Origin of the sequence: Citrobacter freundii complex sp. CFNIH4 (assembly GCF_002934505.1) — a bacterium.
Classification (GTDB): Bacteria; Pseudomonadota; Gammaproteobacteria; order Enterobacterales; family Enterobacteriaceae; genus Citrobacter; species Citrobacter freundii.
Genome location: NZ_CP026231.1, coordinates 1,926,639 through 1,942,961, shown reverse-complemented (window position 1 = coordinate 1,942,961; position 16,323 = coordinate 1,926,639). Strand labels below are relative to the sequence as shown.

15 protein-coding genes are annotated in these 16,323 nt (G+C 51.6%); 12 read left to right on the top strand and 3 right to left on the bottom strand.

Features of this window, described 5'->3' with window-relative positions:
- Position 1 precedes the first annotated feature (1 nt).
- The 7 genes from C2U41_RS09905 (at position 2) to C2U41_RS09875 (ending at position 7,929) form a co-directional block, all read left to right on the top strand.
- Positions 2 to 1,054 (top strand): zinc-dependent alcohol dehydrogenase, encoded by a 1,053-nt coding sequence (locus tag C2U41_RS09905; RefSeq protein ID WP_003843972.1) that lies wholly within the window; start codon positions 2 to 4, stop codon positions 1,052 to 1,054.
- 16 nt (positions 1,055 to 1,070) lie between these two features.
- Positions 1,071 to 1,859, top strand: a complete 789-nt coding sequence (locus tag C2U41_RS09900) for a sugar phosphate isomerase/epimerase family protein (RefSeq protein ID WP_103848882.1) — start codon at positions 1,071 to 1,073, stop codon at positions 1,857 to 1,859.
- A gap of 10 nt (positions 1,860 to 1,869) precedes the next feature.
- Positions 1,870 to 2,925, top strand: coding sequence for a Gfo/Idh/MocA family protein (locus tag C2U41_RS09895; protein ID WP_048232119.1), 1,056 nt, complete (start codon positions 1,870 to 1,872; stop codon positions 2,923 to 2,925).
- Positions 2,922 to 5,198 (top strand): glycoside hydrolase family 65 protein, encoded by a 2,277-nt coding sequence (locus C2U41_RS09890; RefSeq protein ID WP_146051402.1) that lies wholly within the window; start codon positions 2,922 to 2,924, stop codon positions 5,196 to 5,198. The genes C2U41_RS09895 and C2U41_RS09890 overlap by 4 nt, the downstream gene beginning before the upstream one ends.
- Complete coding sequence (pgmB, locus tag C2U41_RS09885; RefSeq protein WP_103848881.1) at positions 5,195 to 5,863, top strand: beta-phosphoglucomutase; 669 nt, start codon at positions 5,195 to 5,197, stop codon at positions 5,861 to 5,863. Before C2U41_RS09890 ends, pgmB begins: the two co-directional genes overlap by 4 nt.
- A 10-nt stretch (positions 5,864 to 5,873) precedes the next feature.
- Positions 5,874 to 6,956 (top strand): ABC transporter ATP-binding protein, encoded by a 1,083-nt coding sequence (locus tag C2U41_RS09880; protein WP_103848880.1) that lies wholly within the window; start codon positions 5,874 to 5,876, stop codon positions 6,954 to 6,956.
- Between the two features lie 67 nt (positions 6,957 to 7,023).
- Positions 7,024 to 7,929 (top strand): OmpG family monomeric porin, encoded by a 906-nt coding sequence (locus C2U41_RS09875; protein ID WP_003843963.1) that lies wholly within the window; start codon positions 7,024 to 7,026, stop codon positions 7,927 to 7,929.
- A 32-nt stretch (positions 7,930 to 7,961) separates the two neighbouring features.
- On the opposite strand, the gene C2U41_RS09870 is transcribed toward C2U41_RS09875, so the two are convergent.
- The gene (locus tag C2U41_RS09870) at positions 7,962 to 8,972 is read right to left on the bottom strand and encodes a LacI family DNA-binding transcriptional regulator (protein ID WP_003843961.1); all 1,011 of its coding nucleotides are present in this window, start codon (positions 8,970 to 8,972) and stop codon (positions 7,962 to 7,964) included.
- Positions 8,973 to 9,200: 228 nt separating this feature from the next.
- On the opposite strand from C2U41_RS09870, the gene pspE reads away from it, so the two are divergent.
- From pspE to tyrR, 4 genes are all read left to right on the top strand, one after another.
- Entirely contained in the window at positions 9,201 to 9,518 is a 318-nt protein-coding gene (gene pspE, locus C2U41_RS09865) for a thiosulfate sulfurtransferase PspE (RefSeq protein ID WP_003020447.1), read from the top strand.
- Positions 9,519 to 9,660: 142 nt separating this feature from the next.
- A complete protein-coding gene (locus tag C2U41_RS09860; protein ID WP_054528687.1) occupies positions 9,661 to 11,058 on the top strand; it encodes a YcjX family protein in 1,398 nt (465 codons plus the stop codon).
- A complete protein-coding gene (locus C2U41_RS09855; protein WP_046670754.1) occupies positions 11,055 to 12,116 on the top strand; it encodes a YcjF family protein in 1,062 nt (353 codons plus the stop codon). Before C2U41_RS09860 ends, C2U41_RS09855 begins: the two co-directional genes overlap by 4 nt.
- 147 nt (positions 12,117 to 12,263) lie before the next feature.
- Positions 12,264 to 13,808, top strand: a complete 1,545-nt coding sequence (gene tyrR / locus C2U41_RS09850) for a transcriptional regulator TyrR (protein WP_103848879.1) — start codon at positions 12,264 to 12,266, stop codon at positions 13,806 to 13,808.
- A 53-nt stretch (positions 13,809 to 13,861) separates the two neighbouring features.
- On the opposite strand, the gene tpx is transcribed toward tyrR, so the two are convergent.
- A complete protein-coding gene (gene tpx / locus C2U41_RS09845) occupies positions 13,862 to 14,368 on the bottom strand; it encodes a thiol peroxidase (protein ID WP_003020437.1) in 507 nt (168 codons plus the stop codon).
- Between the two features lie 115 nt (positions 14,369 to 14,483).
- Here tpx and ycjG point away from each other — a divergent pair, with 115 nt between their 5' ends.
- Positions 14,484 to 15,449: an L-Ala-D/L-Glu epimerase gene (gene ycjG / locus C2U41_RS09840; protein WP_003840784.1), complete on the top strand. Its 966-nt coding sequence runs from the start codon at positions 14,484 to 14,486 to the stop codon at positions 15,447 to 15,449.
- Here ycjG and mpaA read toward each other — a convergent pair.
- Positions 15,424 to 16,152, bottom strand: coding sequence for a murein tripeptide amidase MpaA (gene mpaA / locus C2U41_RS09835; RefSeq protein WP_003020433.1), 729 nt, complete (start codon positions 16,150 to 16,152; stop codon positions 15,424 to 15,426). The genes ycjG and mpaA overlap by 26 nt on opposite strands.
- Positions 16,153 to 16,323: the final 171 nt, after the last annotated feature.

Genomic DNA, 16,323 nt, shown 5'->3' with positions numbered 1-16,323 from the left:
AATGAAGAAGTTAGTTGCCACAGAACCGCGCGTTGCAGCGCTGGTGGAATATGAAGACAGAGCGGTATCCGCCAATGAAGTTAAAGTTCGCGTTAAATTTGGCGCGCCGAAACATGGCACGGAAGTGGTCGATTTTCGCGCTGCCAGCCCGTTTATTGACGAAGATTTTAACGGTGAATGGCAAATGTTTATGCCGCGTCCGGAAGAGGCACCACGCGGGATCGAATTCGGTAAATTCCAGCTTGGCAATATGGTGGTGGGCGATGTTATTGAGTGTGGCAGCGATGTGACCGAATACGCCGTTGGTGATTCAGTTTGCGGCTACGGTCCTCTGGCTGAAACGGTTATTTTTAATGCGGTGAACAACTACAAACTACGCAAAATGCCTGAAGGCAGTTCGTGGAAAAATGCCGTGTGCTATGACCCGGCACAGTTCGCCATGAGCGGTGTGCGCGACGCCAATGTGCGCGTCGGTGACTTTGTGGTCGTCGTGGGCTTAGGCGCAATTGGCCAGATTGCCGTGCAACTGGCTAAGAAAGCGGGAGCTTCAGTGGTCATCGGCGTGGATCCGATTGCCCATCGCTGCGATATCGCGCGTCGCCATGGCGCGGATTTCTGTCTGAATCCGATTGGCACCGATGTAGGCATGGAAATTAAGAAGCTGACCGGTAAGCAGGGCGCAGATGTGATCATCGAAACCAGTGGCTATGCAGATGCGCTGCAGTCGGCGTTACGCGGTCTGGCCTATGGTGGAACCATTTCCTATGTCGCTTTCGCGAAACCTTTTGCTGAAGGTTTCAACCTGGGGCGTGAAGCGCACTTCAACAACGCCAAAATTGTCTTCTCTCGCGCCTGCAGTGAACCGAATCCAGATTATCCGCGCTGGAGCCGCAAGCGTATTGAGGAGACCTGCTGGGAACTGTTGATGAACGGTTACCTGAACTGTGAAGAACTGATCGACCCGGTAGTGACTTTCGCCAGCAGCCCGGAAAGCTATATGCAGTATGTCGATCGCCATCCGGAAAAGAGCATCAAAATGGGTGTGACGTTTTAATTAAGGAATGCAGAAGATGAAAATTGGAACACAGAATCAGGCTTTTTTCCCGGAAAATATTCTCGAGAAATTCCGTTACATCAAAGAGATGGGGTTTGATGGTTTTGAAATTGACGGTAAGTTGCTGGTCAATAACCTTGATGAAGTAAAAGCGGCGATCAAAGAAACAGGTTTGCCTGTTACCACTGCCTGTGGAGGATATGACGGTTGGATCGGTGATTTTATCGAAGAGCGTCGTTTAAACGGGTTGCAGCAGATTACCCGCATTCTCGAAGCGCTGGCCGAAGTCGGCGGACAAGGCATTATTGTACCTGCTGCATGGGGCATGTTTACCTTCCGCCTACCGCCGATGACCTCTCCACGTAGCCAGGAAGGCGATCGTAAAGCTATCAGCGATTCATTGATTTATCTTGATAAAGTTGCCCATCGTACGGGGACGGTGGTGTATCTGGAACCGCTCAATCGCTATCAGGATCATATGATCAACACCCTGGCGGATGCCCGCCGCTATATCGTGGAAAACAACCTGAAGCATGTGCAAATCATTGGTGATTTTTACCATATGAATATCGAAGAAGACGATATGGCACAGGCGCTGCACGACAATCGCGATCTGCTGGGTCACGTCCATATTGCAGATAATCATCGTTATCAGCCGGGGAGCGGTACGCTGGATTTCACGGCGCTGTTTGATCAACTGCGTGAAGATAATTATCAGGGTTACGTCGTGTACGAAGGACGCGTACGGGCAGAGAACCTGCCGGAAGCGTATCGTCAGTCACTGACCTGGCTGCGTACTTGCTAAGAGGATTTCCGTGAAAAGTGCACTGACAAGCGCTCCGTTACGTGTCGCCATTATTGGCGCCGGGCAGGTGGCGGATAAAGTCCATGCTTCGTACTACTGCACCCGCAACGATCTGGAACTGGTGGCTGTCTGCGACAGTCGCCTGTCACAGGCGCGGCTGTTTGCAGAAAAATACGGTAATCCGCAGGTTTGGGACGATCCCCAGACGATGTTACGCGAAGCTAAGCCAGATATCGTCAGCATCTGCTCGCCCAATCGTTTTCATTATGAACACACCATGTTGGCGTTGAACGCTGGATGCCATGTGATGTGCGAGAAACCTCCGGCAATGACGCCAGACGAGGCGCTGGAGATGTGCAAAACGGCGCGTCGGGTGGGAAAAGTACTGGCTTATGATTTTCATCATCGTTTTGCGCTGGATACGCAACTGCTTCGTGAGCAGGTGATGGCTGGTGTTCTGGGTGAAATCTATGTCACCAATGTCCGCGCTTTGCGCCGCTGCGGCGTGCCCGGCTGGGGAGTGTTTACCAACAAAGAACTGCAGGGCGGCGGGCCGCTGATTGATCTCGGTATTCATATGCTTGATGCCGCCATGTATGTGCTGGGGTTCCCGGCGGTAAAGCGTGTTAACGCGCACAGCTATCAACGCATTGGCACGATTAAAAACAGCGGTCAGTTTGGGAAATGGGATCCCACTACATATACCGTGGAGGATTCTTTGTTCGGCACGATTGAATTTCATAACGGCGGTATCCTGCGCCTGGAAACCTCTTTCGCGCTGAATATTCCTGAACAATCGATTATGAACGTTAATTTCTGCGGCGATTTGGCGGGGGCGACGTTATTCCCGGCCCAGGTTTACACCGACCGTGATGGTACGCTTGACGTGCTGCTTGCGCGCGAGATGGCTGATGACAACCGTCATTATCGCAGCATGGAAGCCTTCGTTAACCATGTCCAGGGCGAGCCTGTCACTATTGCTGACGCAGAGCAGGGCGTCGTTATTCAACAACTGGTTGCCGCACTGTACCAATCGGCTGAAACAGGGACCTACGTAGACTTATGACGAAGCCAGTAATGCTAACTGAACCGGCTTTTTGCCCACACAGCCTGAATAAATATGCGTCACTCATGACGACCGGTAACGGGTATATGGGAATTCGCGCCAGCCACGAGGAAGCTTACACCTTACAGACTCGTGGCATGTATCTGGCTGGGTTGTATCACCGTGCGGGTAAAGGCGAAATTAATGAACTGGTTAATCTACCCGATGTAGTCGGAGTGGAGATCGCGCTTAATGGCGAGATTTTCTCGCTAACCAGCGGCGTGATTGAAAGCTGGCATCGCGAACTGGATTTTGCCAGCGGGGAATTGCGCCGTGCGCTTATCTGGCATGCGCCTGGCGGGGCGCGTTTCGCTATTGAGAGTCGGCGGTTTGTCTCAGCACAGAAGCTGCCGCTGTTTGCTATGGAAGTGGTCGTAACGCCACTGGATGCCGATGCCAGCATTGGTATCTCAACCGGTATTGATGCCACGATCACCAATCATGGCCGTCAGCATCTGGATGAAACACAGATTAGAGTCTTTGGTCAGCATCTTCTGCAGGGCATTTACACAACCCAGGACAATCGCAACGATATCGCGATCACCTCATATTGTGACGTCGACGGCGCAGCGCAGCGCTGCTTCACCGCGAAAGAACGTCGGTTGTTACAACACAACACCGTGCAGGCGCAAGCCGGGCAGCGCGTCACGCTGACGAAAATGAGTTGGGTTGACTGGACGAGCGAACGCAACTTGTCGCTTGAGACCTGGGGACGCCAGTCGCTGCGTAACATTGAAGCATGCGCGCAACAGGGATATGACGCTCTGTTGGCTGAGTCGAGCGCCAACTGGCATGCCTGGTGGCAAACTCGTCGCGTTCAGGTTACCAGCTCTGATATTAGCGATCAGCGTGCGCTGGACTATGCCCTCTATCATCTGCGTGTGATGACCCCAGACCATGATGAGCGCAGCAGTATTGCGGCCAAAGGTCTGACGGGTGAAGGGTATAAAGGCCACATCTTCTGGGATACTGAGGTCTTTTTGTTACCGTTTCACTTGTTTACCGAACCGAAAACCGCGAGAGGTCTATTGCGTTACCGCTGGCATAATTTGCCGGGCGCGCGTGAGAAAGCCCGCCGTAACGGTTGGCAGGGCGCGTTGTTCCCGTGGGAAAGCGCTCGCAGCGGTGATGAGGAAACGCCTGAATTCGCGGCGATCAACATCCGTACCGGGCTGCGGCAAAAAGTGGCCTCCGCACAGGCTGAACATCACCTCGTGGCGGATGTTGCCTGGGCGGTAATCAATTACTGGCATGCCACAGGGGATCTAAACTTCATGACCCGTGAGGGCATGACGCTACTGCTGGAAACGGCGAAGTTCTGGATTAGCAGGGCTGTCATGGTCAACGATCGTTTAGAGATCCACGATGTGATTGGCCCGGATGAATACACTGAGCATGTGAACAACAATGCGTTCACCAACTACATGGCCTGGTACAACGTAGAGCAGGCGCTGGGTTTTGCCCGTCGGTTGGGCTGTGGCGATGACACGTTTATTCATCGCGCAGAGCATTTTTTACAGTATCTCTGGCGACCGGAAGTGCAGCCCGATGGCGTGCTTCCTCAGGATGATACCTTCCTGAACAAACCGGTTATCGATCTGTCGCAGTACAAAGCCAAAGCGGGCAAGCAGACCATTTTGCTCGATTACTCCCGTGCAGAAGTCAATGAGATGCAAATTCTCAAACAGGCTGATGTCGTGATGCTGACCTACATGTTGCCGGAGCAATTTAGCCCGCAAACCTGTCTGGCTAACCTGCGTTATTACGAGCCACGTACGATTCACGACTCCTCTTTGAGTAAGGCGATTCACGGGATTGTGGCTGCGCGTTGTGGTGATTCGGCTCAGGGGTATCGGTTTTGGCGCGAAGGTTCGCTAATCGATCTCGGGGATGACCCACACAGCTGCGATGATGGTATTCATGCGGCGGCAACGGGCGCAATCTGGTTGGGCGCTATCCAGGGATTTGCCGGAGTGAATGTTCGCCATGGGGAGTTACATCTTGCCCCTGCATTACCGGAACATTGGCAAACACTGTCTTTCCCACTGCGCTGGCAGGGTATCGATTTGCAGGTAACCATCAATGCAACTGAAATCCGTATTAACAGCGCCGAGCAGATTACTCTTTGGGGAAAAGGGGAAAAGATCTCTGTTCAGGGGGAGATAGTTATCTGCAATGACGCCATTATTTCGCCCACTTATGGGACCGCTACCACGAAAGGGGATGATGAATGATCCTCAAACCACAGGCCATCATTTTTGATTTAGATGGCGTGATTACCGACACTGCACATCTGCATTTTCTCGCCAGGCGGCAGGTAGCCGGTGAAATAGGGATTGCGATTAACGAGGCATTTAATGACAGCCTGAAAGGGATTAGTCGCGGCGAATCGCTACAGCGTATTTTGCAATATGGCGGGAAAGCGGGGGAGTTTACACCTGAGGTTTGCGCACAATTGGCCGAGAGAAAAAACAGACTGTATGTCCATTCTTTGCGCCAGTTGACGGTGAACTCGGTATTGCCGGGAATACGTGAGCTGCTGATGACGTTGCGGGAAGAGCGGATTCCGGTGGGGCTGGCCTCTGTGTCGCTCAATGCCCCTGCGATTTTACAAGCGCTTGATCTTAAATCTTATTTTGATTTCTGTGCGGATGCCGCGCTAATTTCTCGCTCGAAACCGGATCCGGAGATTTTTCTGGCAGCCTGTGCGGGCCTTGGCGCTGACCCGCAGCAGTGTATTGGCATAGAAGATGCTCAGGCGGGTATTGATGCGATCAACGCCTGCGGCATGCTCTCTGTTGGCATTGGTACGGGGCTGAACGGAGCAAGCTTGCAACTTCCTTCAACCGAATTTCTGACGTGGCCGTGCTTATCGGCTCTCTGGCAACACGACAAGTAAAGGATTCAACATGGCACAGCTTTCGTTGCAACACATTCAAAAAATTTACGACAACCAGGTACACGTCGTTAAAGACTTCAATCTGGAAATTGAAGACAAAGAGTTTATTGTTTTTGTTGGCCCTTCAGGCTGTGGGAAATCAACGACGTTGCGCATGATCGCCGGTCTGGAGGAGATCAGCGGTGGCGATCTGCTGATTGACGGTAAACGGATGAACGATGTGCCGGCGAAATCGCGTAACATTGCGATGGTCTTTCAGAACTACGCGTTGTACCCGCACATGACAGTCTATGACAACATGGCGTTTGGCCTGAAAATGCAGAAAATTGCCCCTGTCGTGATTGAGGAACGTGTCAACTGGGCGGCGCAAATCCTTGGCCTGCGCGATTATCTGCAACGTAAACCGGGTGCGTTATCCGGTGGTCAGCGTCAACGTGTGGCACTGGGGCGTGCGATTGTTCGTGAGGCAGGGGTCTTCCTGATGGATGAACCCTTATCGAATCTCGATGCCAAACTTCGCGTACAGATGCGGGCAGAAATAAGCAAGCTGCATCAGAAACTCAATACCACCATGATATATGTTACCCACGATCAAACAGAAGCCATGACGATGGCGACGCGTATTGTGATTATGAAGGATGGTATTGTTCAGCAGGTTGGTGCGCCGAAAACAGTTTATAACCACCCAGCAAATATGTTTGTCGCAGGATTTATTGGCTCACCGGCCATGAACTTTATTCGTGGCGCGATTGACGGTGATAAGTTTGTTACTGAAACACTAAAATTAACGATTCCAGAGAATAAATTAGCACAATTAAAAGAACAGGGTTATGAACATCAGGCGGTCACGCTGGGAATTCGCCCTGAAGATATACTTCCGCAGCTTAATAATGAAAATAGTGTACCGGCAAAAATTAGCGTTGCAGAATTAACTGGCGCTGAATTTATGCTTTATACCATTGTTGGGGGGCATGAGTTAGTGGTCCGTGCTGGGGCAGTGAATGATTATCACGCAGGAGAAAACATCACTATTCATTTTGATATGGCGAAATGCCATTTCTTTGATACTGAAACTGAAGTGGCTATTCAATAAAATTCCGGGGGATAATAATCCCCCGCGCCTTGGGGCATTTTTGCGAGTATTTTAACAAGGAATAATAATGAAAACCCTACTGTCCGCGACTGCGCTGATTATGAGCGCAGGAATGGCCTGCGCGCAGGCTGCTGAAAAGAATGACTGGCACTTTAATATCGGTGCTATGTACGAAATAGAAAACGTTGAAGGTCAGGGCGAAGATATGGATGGACTGGCTGAGCCGTCCGTCTATTTTAATGCGTCCAATGGGCCGTGGAAAATATCGCTGGCCTATTACCAGGAAGGACCGGTTGATTACAGCGAGGGTAAGCGCGGTACGTGGTTTGACCGCCCTGAACTGGAAGTCCGCTATCAATTCCTTGAAAGCGAGAATGTTAATTTCGGTCTGACCGGTGGCTTTCGTAATTACGGTTATCACTATGTCAATGAACCCGGAAAAGATACAGCTAATATGCAGCGCTGGAAAGTGCAGCCAGATTGGGATGTTAAACTTACCGATGATCTGCGCTTTAGCGGCTGGTTTGCGATGTATCAATTCGTTAATGATTTGAGCACCACCGGCTACTCTGATAGCCGCGTCGAAAGTGAGAGCGGGTTGAATTATACGTTTAACGAAACAGTAGGGTTAACGGTCAACTATTACCTTGAACGCGGTTTCAATCTGGCTGATTCGCGTAATAATGGTGAGTTCTCAACCCAGGAAATTCGGGCTTATCTGCCTCTGTCTTTCGGCAATACAACCCTGACGCCGTATACCCGTATCGGGCTTGATCGCTGGTCAAACTGGGACTGGCAGGATGATCCTGAACGCGAAGGCCATAATTTCAATCGCCTCGGTTTATTGTATGCGTATGATTTCCAGAACGGTTTATCAATGTCTCTGGAGTATGCTTATGAATGGGAAGATCATGACGAAGGTGAAAGCGACAGGTTCCATTATGCTGGCATAGGCGTGAACTACGCATTCTAAAAATGAACAGGGGCATTATTATGCCCCTGTTTTTACACCAGTGAATCGGCCAACGATATTTGCGTGCTCACCGTGATATTCTGTAATCCTTTTTCACCTGCAATCAGATTAAATAATAAATTACAACTTTGTTCACCCAATTGCTGAGTAGGTACATCAATTCCACCAGGAACTGGTGTGAGCATAAAAGAAAGTAGCTCATTACTATAGCCTACGACGGCAAGTTGTTTTGGGATGGAAATGTTTTTCTCGGCCGCTACGCGATATAAACTCATTAACTTTAAGCTGTCTGTCGCAAATACGGCATCGGGTAACGGCTGCTGACTCAGTAATTTTCGAGAAGCAAGTAGGGCGGTTTCATGAGTATACCCCCCGTCAATAACCCACTCATCACGCATTTTAATGTTATGTGCCTGAAGGCTGGCTTTATAACCGTTAACGCGATCGATAGAAACATGAACGTCAAGCGGTGCATGCAAACAGGCTATATTACGGTGGCCACTCTCAATCAGCGCATTTGTCAGCGTAATACTGTCGCGATAATTATCGGTGTCTACAGAATAGACATTAGTGTAGTCACCTTCAACCTTCCCGATAACCACAACCGGGACGTTGTATTTATCCAACCGAGCAAAAAATGATTCATCGGCAGGAGAGCTCAGCATAATGATCCCTTTGATCAACTTCTGCTTAATTTTGCTCTCACATTTTTGTAAATCATCTTCGGTGCTTCGCGACGTCTGCAATATGACATCAAAACCGACTTCTTCAGCCTTGGCAGTAATTGCATGCAATACTTCAGAGAAAAACGGATTACCGGCAGTTGTTTTTGCAGAACGGGTAGATATCACCATTATTGCATCAAACCCGGAAGAGGTAAGCGCGCGAGCAAGTTTATTCGGCTGATACTGTAACTCATCAATTGCGCGCAGCACCTTTTCAAGCGCCTCCGGCGAGATGTTGGTTTGCTTATTAAGCACGCGCGATACCGTGGATTTTGATACACCAGCGGCTCGTGCAATATCATAAATGGTAGGAGACATAGATCCCAAGCTCCGTCCGAGAGTCAATGGCGGACATATTATGGAGTTAAGTGGCGAATGACAACAATCTCGGAATGCGGGTAGGAAAATCAAAAGGCTAACCGCACTATGTGCGTGCTGAGGAACAATCGTCCACGGGTGCGGACGGTGATAATGCGGTCGCAATATTTTCTTAAGAACTGGCGTATAGTGTAGGGGTTAAATCCAACTATCAGTCAGGAAGATATTATGTTGAAGAAAAGCGTATTAGCGTTGGCACTGGTTATTGGCATGCCGGTTTATGCTGCCGAGCACTGGATTGATGTTCGCGTTCCTGAACAGTACCAACAGCAGCATATTCAGGGGGCTGTCAACATCCCGTTAAAAGAAATCAAGGCACGTATCGTAACCGAAGTTCCAGATAAGAACGATACCGTGAAGCTCTATTGCAACTCCGGGCGTCAATCAGGGCAGGCAAAAGATATGCTGACTGAAATGGGCTACACGCAGGTGACCAACGAAGGTGGCATCAATCAGATAGCGCTTCCTAAAGTAGAGAATAAATAAACCGCCCGCATTCATTCTGCTACAGGCGGTAAGAATAATGCCGCCTGATACAGCTCAGGTAGTTGATAAGTAAGAATTGACCCCTATCTTTACTTCCTGTTTGTTATAATTTCTTCGGTTCCTTCAGCAAAACGGGATGGCGATGAAGCGACTTAAAAATGAATTCAATTCGCTGGTTAATCGCGGCGTAGACCGGCATTTACGCCTGGCTGTCACCGGACTTAGCCGGAGCGGTAAAACGGCGTTTATCACCGCAATGGTAAATCAGTTACTCAATATTCATGCCGGTGCGCGTTTGCCGTTGCTCAGTTGCGTGCGCGAAGAGCGTCTGCTTGGCGTGAAACGGGTTCCACAACGCGACTTTGGTATTCCGCGCTTTACCTATGATGAAGGACTGGCGCAGCTGTATGGCTCTCCGCCGACCTGGCCGACACCAACGCGCGGTGTGAGTGAAATTCGTCTGGCGCTGCGTTACAAGTCTAATGACTCATTACTGCGCCACTTTAAAGACACCTCCACGCTGTACCTGGAAATCGTCGATTATCCGGGGGAGTGGCTGCTCGATTTACCGATGCTGGCCCAGGATTATTTGGGCTGGTCGCGGCAAATGACCGGATTATTACAGGGTCAGCGTGGCGAATGGTCGGCAAAATGGCGGCAGTTAAGCCACGGGCTCGATCCACTGGCACCTGCTGACGAAAACCGTCTGGCGGAAATCGCTGCTGCCTGGACGGAGTATCTGCATCAATGCAAGCAGCAGGGACTGCACTTTATTCAGCCGGGCCGTTTTGTTCTGCCAGGAGATATGGCGGGCGCGCCTGCGTTGCAATTCTTCCCGTGGCCGGACGTTGATGCCTGGGGAGAATCGAAGCTGGCGCAGGCAGATAAACACACCAATGCGGGCATGCTGCGCGACAGGTTTAATTACTACTGTGAAAAAGTCGTGAAGGGATTTTATAAGAATCACTTCCTGCGCTTTGATCGTCAGATTGTGCTGGTCGATTGCCTGCAACCGCTCAACAGCGGGCCACAGGCGTTTAACGACATGCGTCTGGCGCTGACCCAACTGATGCAAAGTTTCCATTATGGACAGCGGACGCTGTTTCGTCGGCTGTTTTCTCCGGTGATCGACAAACTGCTGTTTGCCGCCACCAAAGCCGACCACGTCACCGTCGATCAGCACGCCAATATGGTGTCGCTATTGCAGCAGTTAATTCAGGATGCCTGGCAAAACGCTGCGTTCGAAGGTATCAGCATGGATTGTCTGGGGCTGGCATCGGTGCAGGCAACCACCAGCGGCCTGATCGATGTGAAAGGTGAAAAGATCCCCGCGCTGCGTGGTAATCGTCTGAGCGATGGCGAACCGCTAACCGTTTATCCGGGGGAAGTGCCCGCGCGTTTACCTGGACAGGCATTTTGGGACAACCAGGGCTTTCAGTTTGAGGCGTTTCGCCCGCAGGTGATGGATGTCGATAAGCCCTTACCGCATATCCGTCTTGATGCCGCGCTGGAGTTTTTAATAGGAGATAAATTGCGATGAGCGAGCCGTTAAAACCGCGTATCGATTTCTCAGGTCCGCTGGACGTGGAACAAAACGCGGCGTTTAAAGCGCAGCAGATGTTTAATGAAACGGAGGCGCAGACTTTTTCTCCGGCGACAGTGGATGAACCACTGGAAGACGAAGGTCAGGCAGAAGCCGTTATTGATGCGGCCCTTCGCCCTAAACGCAGTCTGTGGCGTAAGATGGTGATGGGTGGCCTGGCGCTGTTTGGCGTGAGCGTTGTCGCTCAGGGTGTGCAGTGGACTATGAATGCCTGGCAGACTCAGGACTGGGTCGCGCTGGGAGGATGTGCCGCAGGCGCATTGATTATCGGTGCAGGGGTTGGATCGGTGGCGACCGAATGGCACCGGCTATGGCGATTGCGTCAGCGCGCGCACGAGCGCGATGAAGCGCGAGATCTGCTCCACAGCCATGGAACCGGAAAAGGTCGTGCATTTTGTGAAAAGCTGGCGCAGCAGGCGGGCATCGATCAGTCTCATCCGGCATTGCAGCGCTGGTATGCCTCAATTCATGAAACGCAGAACGATCGTGAAGTGGTTAGTCTGTACGCCCATCTGGTGCAGCCGGTGCTGGATGCGCAAGCCCGGCGTGAGATTAGCCGTTCAGCGGCAGAATCCACACTGATGATTGCCGTCAGTCCGCTGGCGCTGGTGGATATGGCGTTTATCGCCTGGCGCAATCTGCGGCTGATTAATCGTATTGCTTCTCTGTATGGCATTGAGCTGGGTTATTACAGCCGCCTGCGTTTGTTCCGTCTGGTGCTGTTGAATATCGCTTTTGCCGGGGCCAGTGAACTGGTGCGGGAAGTAGGAATGGACTGGATGTCGCAGGATTTAGCCGCCCGCTTATCAACGCGTGCAGCTCAGGGCATTGGCGCGGGCTTATTAACGGCGCGTTTGGGTATCAAAGCCATGGAACTATGCCGACCGCTACCGTGGATCGATGATGATAAGCCACGGCTGGGCGATTTCCGCCGCCAACTGATTGGTCAGATGAAAGAGACCTTACAAAAGAATAAATCTCCGCGCGAAAGTTAACTATAAAACAGGCGCCGATCGTTTAACTTTACGCTCCGGCGCCCAATTTTCCAGCTCGCTGTCAATATTTGTTGACAGAGTTCTTCCTGCAAACCAAATACTGGCTTATCATTTAACACATAATCCCTTGTCCAGGTGAAGGTTCCTATGCGTTTGGAAGTCTTTTGTGAAGACCGTCTTGGTCTGACCCGCGAACTGCTCGATTTACTGGTGCTGAGAAGCATTGATTTACGCGGTATCGAGATTGACCCCATCGGGCGAATTTACCTTAATTTTGCGGAGCTGGAGTTCACCAACTTCAGCAGTCTGATGGCTGAAATCCGCCGTATATCAGGCGTTACGGATGTGCGTACTGTACCCTGGATGCCTTCAGAGCGTGAACATCTGGCGCTGAGCGCGCTGCTTGAGGCGCTACCAGAACCGGTCCTTTCTCTGGATATGAAAAGCAAAATCGAGATGGCGAATCCTGCGAGCTGTCAGCTTTTCGCCCACAGTCAGGAACGGATGCGCAATCATACCGCTGCCCAGTTAATCAATGGGTTTAACTTCCAGCGCTGGCTGGAAAGCAATCCGCAGGATTCCCAGAGCGAACATGTCGTAATTAACGGACAGAATTTCCTGATGGAAATTACGCCTGTCCATTTGCAGGGCGAAAATCAGGAGCAGATGCTGACCGGTGCGGTGGTGATGTTGCGCTCCACTATCCGAATGGGACGCCAGCTGCAAAATATGACTACGCAGGATCTCAGCGCGTTTAGCCAGATTATTGCCGTCAGCGCCAAAATGAAACACGTGGTGGAACAGGCGCGCAAGCTGGCGACGTTGAGCGCGCCGCTGCTGATTACCGGTAATACCGGCACCGGCAAAGATCTCTTTGCTCATGCCTGCCACCTGGCAAGTCCGCGTGCGTCAAAACCGTATCTGGCGCTGAACTGCGCGTCAATTCCTGAAGATGCGGTTGAAAGCGAGCTGTTTGGCCATGCGCCGGAAGGTAAAAAAGGCTTCTTTGAGCAGGCGAATGGCGGTTCGGTTCTGTTAGATGAAATTGGCGAAATGTCGCCGCGTATGCAGACCAAATTGCTGCGTTTTCTCAATGACGGCACGTTCCGTCGTGTGGGAGAAGATCACGAAGTTCATGTTGATGTTCGCGTGATTTGCGCAACGCAAAAGAACCTTGTGGAACTGGTGCAGAAAGGACTTTTCCGTGAAGACCTCTATTATCGTCTGAATGTACTAACGCTAAACCTGCCGCCGCTGCGCGATTGCCCACAAGATATTATGCCGCTTACCGAACTGTTTGTGGCGCGTTTTGCCGACGAGCAGGGCGTGCCGCGTCCGAAACTGTCCGCAGATCTCAGCACGGTACTAACTCGTTATGGTTGGCCGGGCAACGTGCGTCAGCTTAAAAATGCGATCTACCGGGCGCTGACCCAGCTAGAAGGCTATGAGCTACGACCACAGGATATTTTGTTGCCGGATTACGATGCGGCAACGGTTGCTGTCGGAGAAGAGGTGATGGAAGGGTCGCTGGATGAAATCACCAGCCGCTTTGAACGCTCCGTGTTGACGCAGCTGTATATGAATTATCCCAGCACGCGCAAGCTGGCCAAGCGCCTAGGTGTTTCGCATACTGCGATTGCTAACAAATTGCGTGAGTATGGACTGAGCCAGCAGAAAAAAAGCGAAGAGTAATGCCGTAAATGAAAATGCCTCCATGTGGAGGCATTTTTGTATGCAGACGCAGCTTACGCTTTCAGTACGTCCAGCGCAGCAGTGTAGTCTGGTTCGTTGGTGATTTCATTGACCAGCTGGCTGAAAACAACGTTATCATTTTCGTCAATAACGACCACGGCACGTGCGGCCAGGCCTTTCAGCGGGCCTTCAGCGATTTCAACACCGTAGTTTTTCAGGAATTCTGCGTTGCGCAGGGTGGACAGCGTGATAACGTTGCTCAGACCTTCCGCGCCGCAAAAACGAGAGTGGGCGAATGGCAGGTCGGCTGAGATGCACAGTACGACGGTATTGTCGATTTCTGTCGCCAGTTGGTTAAACTTACGTACCGATGCCGCGCAAACGCCGGTATCGATGCTTGGGAAAATATTCAGCACTTTGCGCTTGCCTGCGAACTGGCCCAGCGTAACGTCAGACAGGTCTTTAGCCACAAGGGTAAAAGCCTGAGCTTTGCTTCCAGCCTGAGGAATAGAGCCGGCAACTGCAACCGGGTTGCCCTGGAAATGAACGGTTTGTGACATGGTTATCTTCCTGTTTACATATAGTTAACGTCGAGGCTAGTTTATGCCATCAGCAGTTAACACGGCAAACGCTATTTGCGGATATCCGCTTCAGGGACTGCATTAAGGAAAACAAATGAGAACAGTTAAGGTATATGAGGAAGCCTGGCCGCTGCACACTCCCTTTGTCATTGCCCGTGGGAGCCGGACCGAAGCGCATGTGGTGGTTGTCGAAGTGGAAGAAAACGGCGTCACAGGTATAGGCGAGTGCACACCGTACCCGCGCTACGGTGAAAGCGATGCCTCAGTGCTGGCGCAAATTATGAGCATTGCGCCACAACTGGAAAACGGAATGACGCGTGAAGAGCTGCAAAAGCAGCTGCCAGCGGGTGCAGCGCGTAATGCCGTGGATTGCGCGTTGTGGGATCTAAGCGCGCGTCAACAGCAGCAGTCGCTGGCGGAATTAGTGGGAAGTGAACTGGCGGAAGTGGTGACTACGGCGCAAACCGTAGTGATTGGCTCGCCGGAACAAATGGCTGCGAGCGCGGCTGCGCTGTGGGAAAATGGCGCGAAATTGCTGAAAGTTAAACTGGATGCTCGCTTGATTAGTGAGCGAATGGTTGCCATTCGTGCGGCTGTTCCTGACGCCACGATTATTGTCGACGCCAACGAATCCTGGCGGGCAGAAGGCCTTGCGGCACGCTGTCAGTTGCTGGCTGATTTAGGGGTTGCGATGCTGGAGCAGCCGCTGCCGGCGCAGGATGATGCCGCGCTGGAGAATTTTGTACATCCGCTGCCCATCTGCGCAGATGAAAGCTGCCACACCCGTAGCAGTCTGAAAGCGCTGCACGGACGCTATGAAATGGTCAATATCAAACTGGACAAAACAGGCGGCCTGACGGAAGCTCTCGCGCTGGCAACCGAAGCACGCGAGCAGGGATTTGCGCTGATGCTGGGCTGTATGCTGTGTACCTCCCGGGCGATCGGCGCGGCGTTACCCCTTACGCCACTGGTTAGCTTTGCCGATCTTGATGGCCCAACGTGGCTTGCCACCGATGCGGTGCCAGCCCTGCATTTTACGACCGGGCAGCTCCATCTCTAGGGTGCCAGCGCAGGAGATTGGACATGGCCAGCAGGTATTTTTCGCTCGCTTCATCCGATGAAATGGGCGGAAATTCGGCGGTTATACAGTGTAAATTTAGGTCTGCGCACCAGCTACCAAAAGAGCCGGGCGTTTCATAACCTACACTGGTGACCAGAGGCAATTCAAACGATTGTGCCAGCCACGCGCCCAGCTCGCTGCTTCTGGGATCTTCAATACAGGCCAGTGGATCGTGAAAAGAGACTACCCAGGCGGGATGAATTCGGTGAATAAGCTGACACAATGCCTGGGTTTCTGGTTCCGAGCCCGGATGATCACCGGTCAACAACACCACATCACGCTCTTCTGCGCTACTGTTCCAGCGATACACCGTTTCGCCTGCTTTCCAGTTTGCGGCGGGAAAGTTACGGTTAAGATCGACGCCGTTCGCATTTGCGCGCAGCCCAAGCTGGCAACCGTCAGGGTTTACGGCTAGCACCACATGATGGCGACGCAGGGAAGGGTTAAGCGTACGCAATGCGCAGGAAAGGGTAACGACCGAGGAGTTTTCGTCGCCGTGCGTTCCCGCCAGTATCAGGCCGCTTTCACGATCGGCTGCCAGTGCAGGAAACCAGATTAGCGGTGCGCCTAACAATGAACGTCCGTAATGTTCGGTTCCAGGTGGGAATGCGCCGCGCTCGGCACGGGGACGGGTAACGGTCATAATCATCTCTGAATGCTTGGATTGTTACTCGCAGTGTTGTGCAAAATGTATGGATAATCAAATCGTTTTCACACACTTATCTTTTCAGGTGTAATATCACTTTCTTGTCGGAAGTTAATTGCATTTCCTGCTGGCGATACAAATAATTACACATTCACTTAGTAGCCGGAA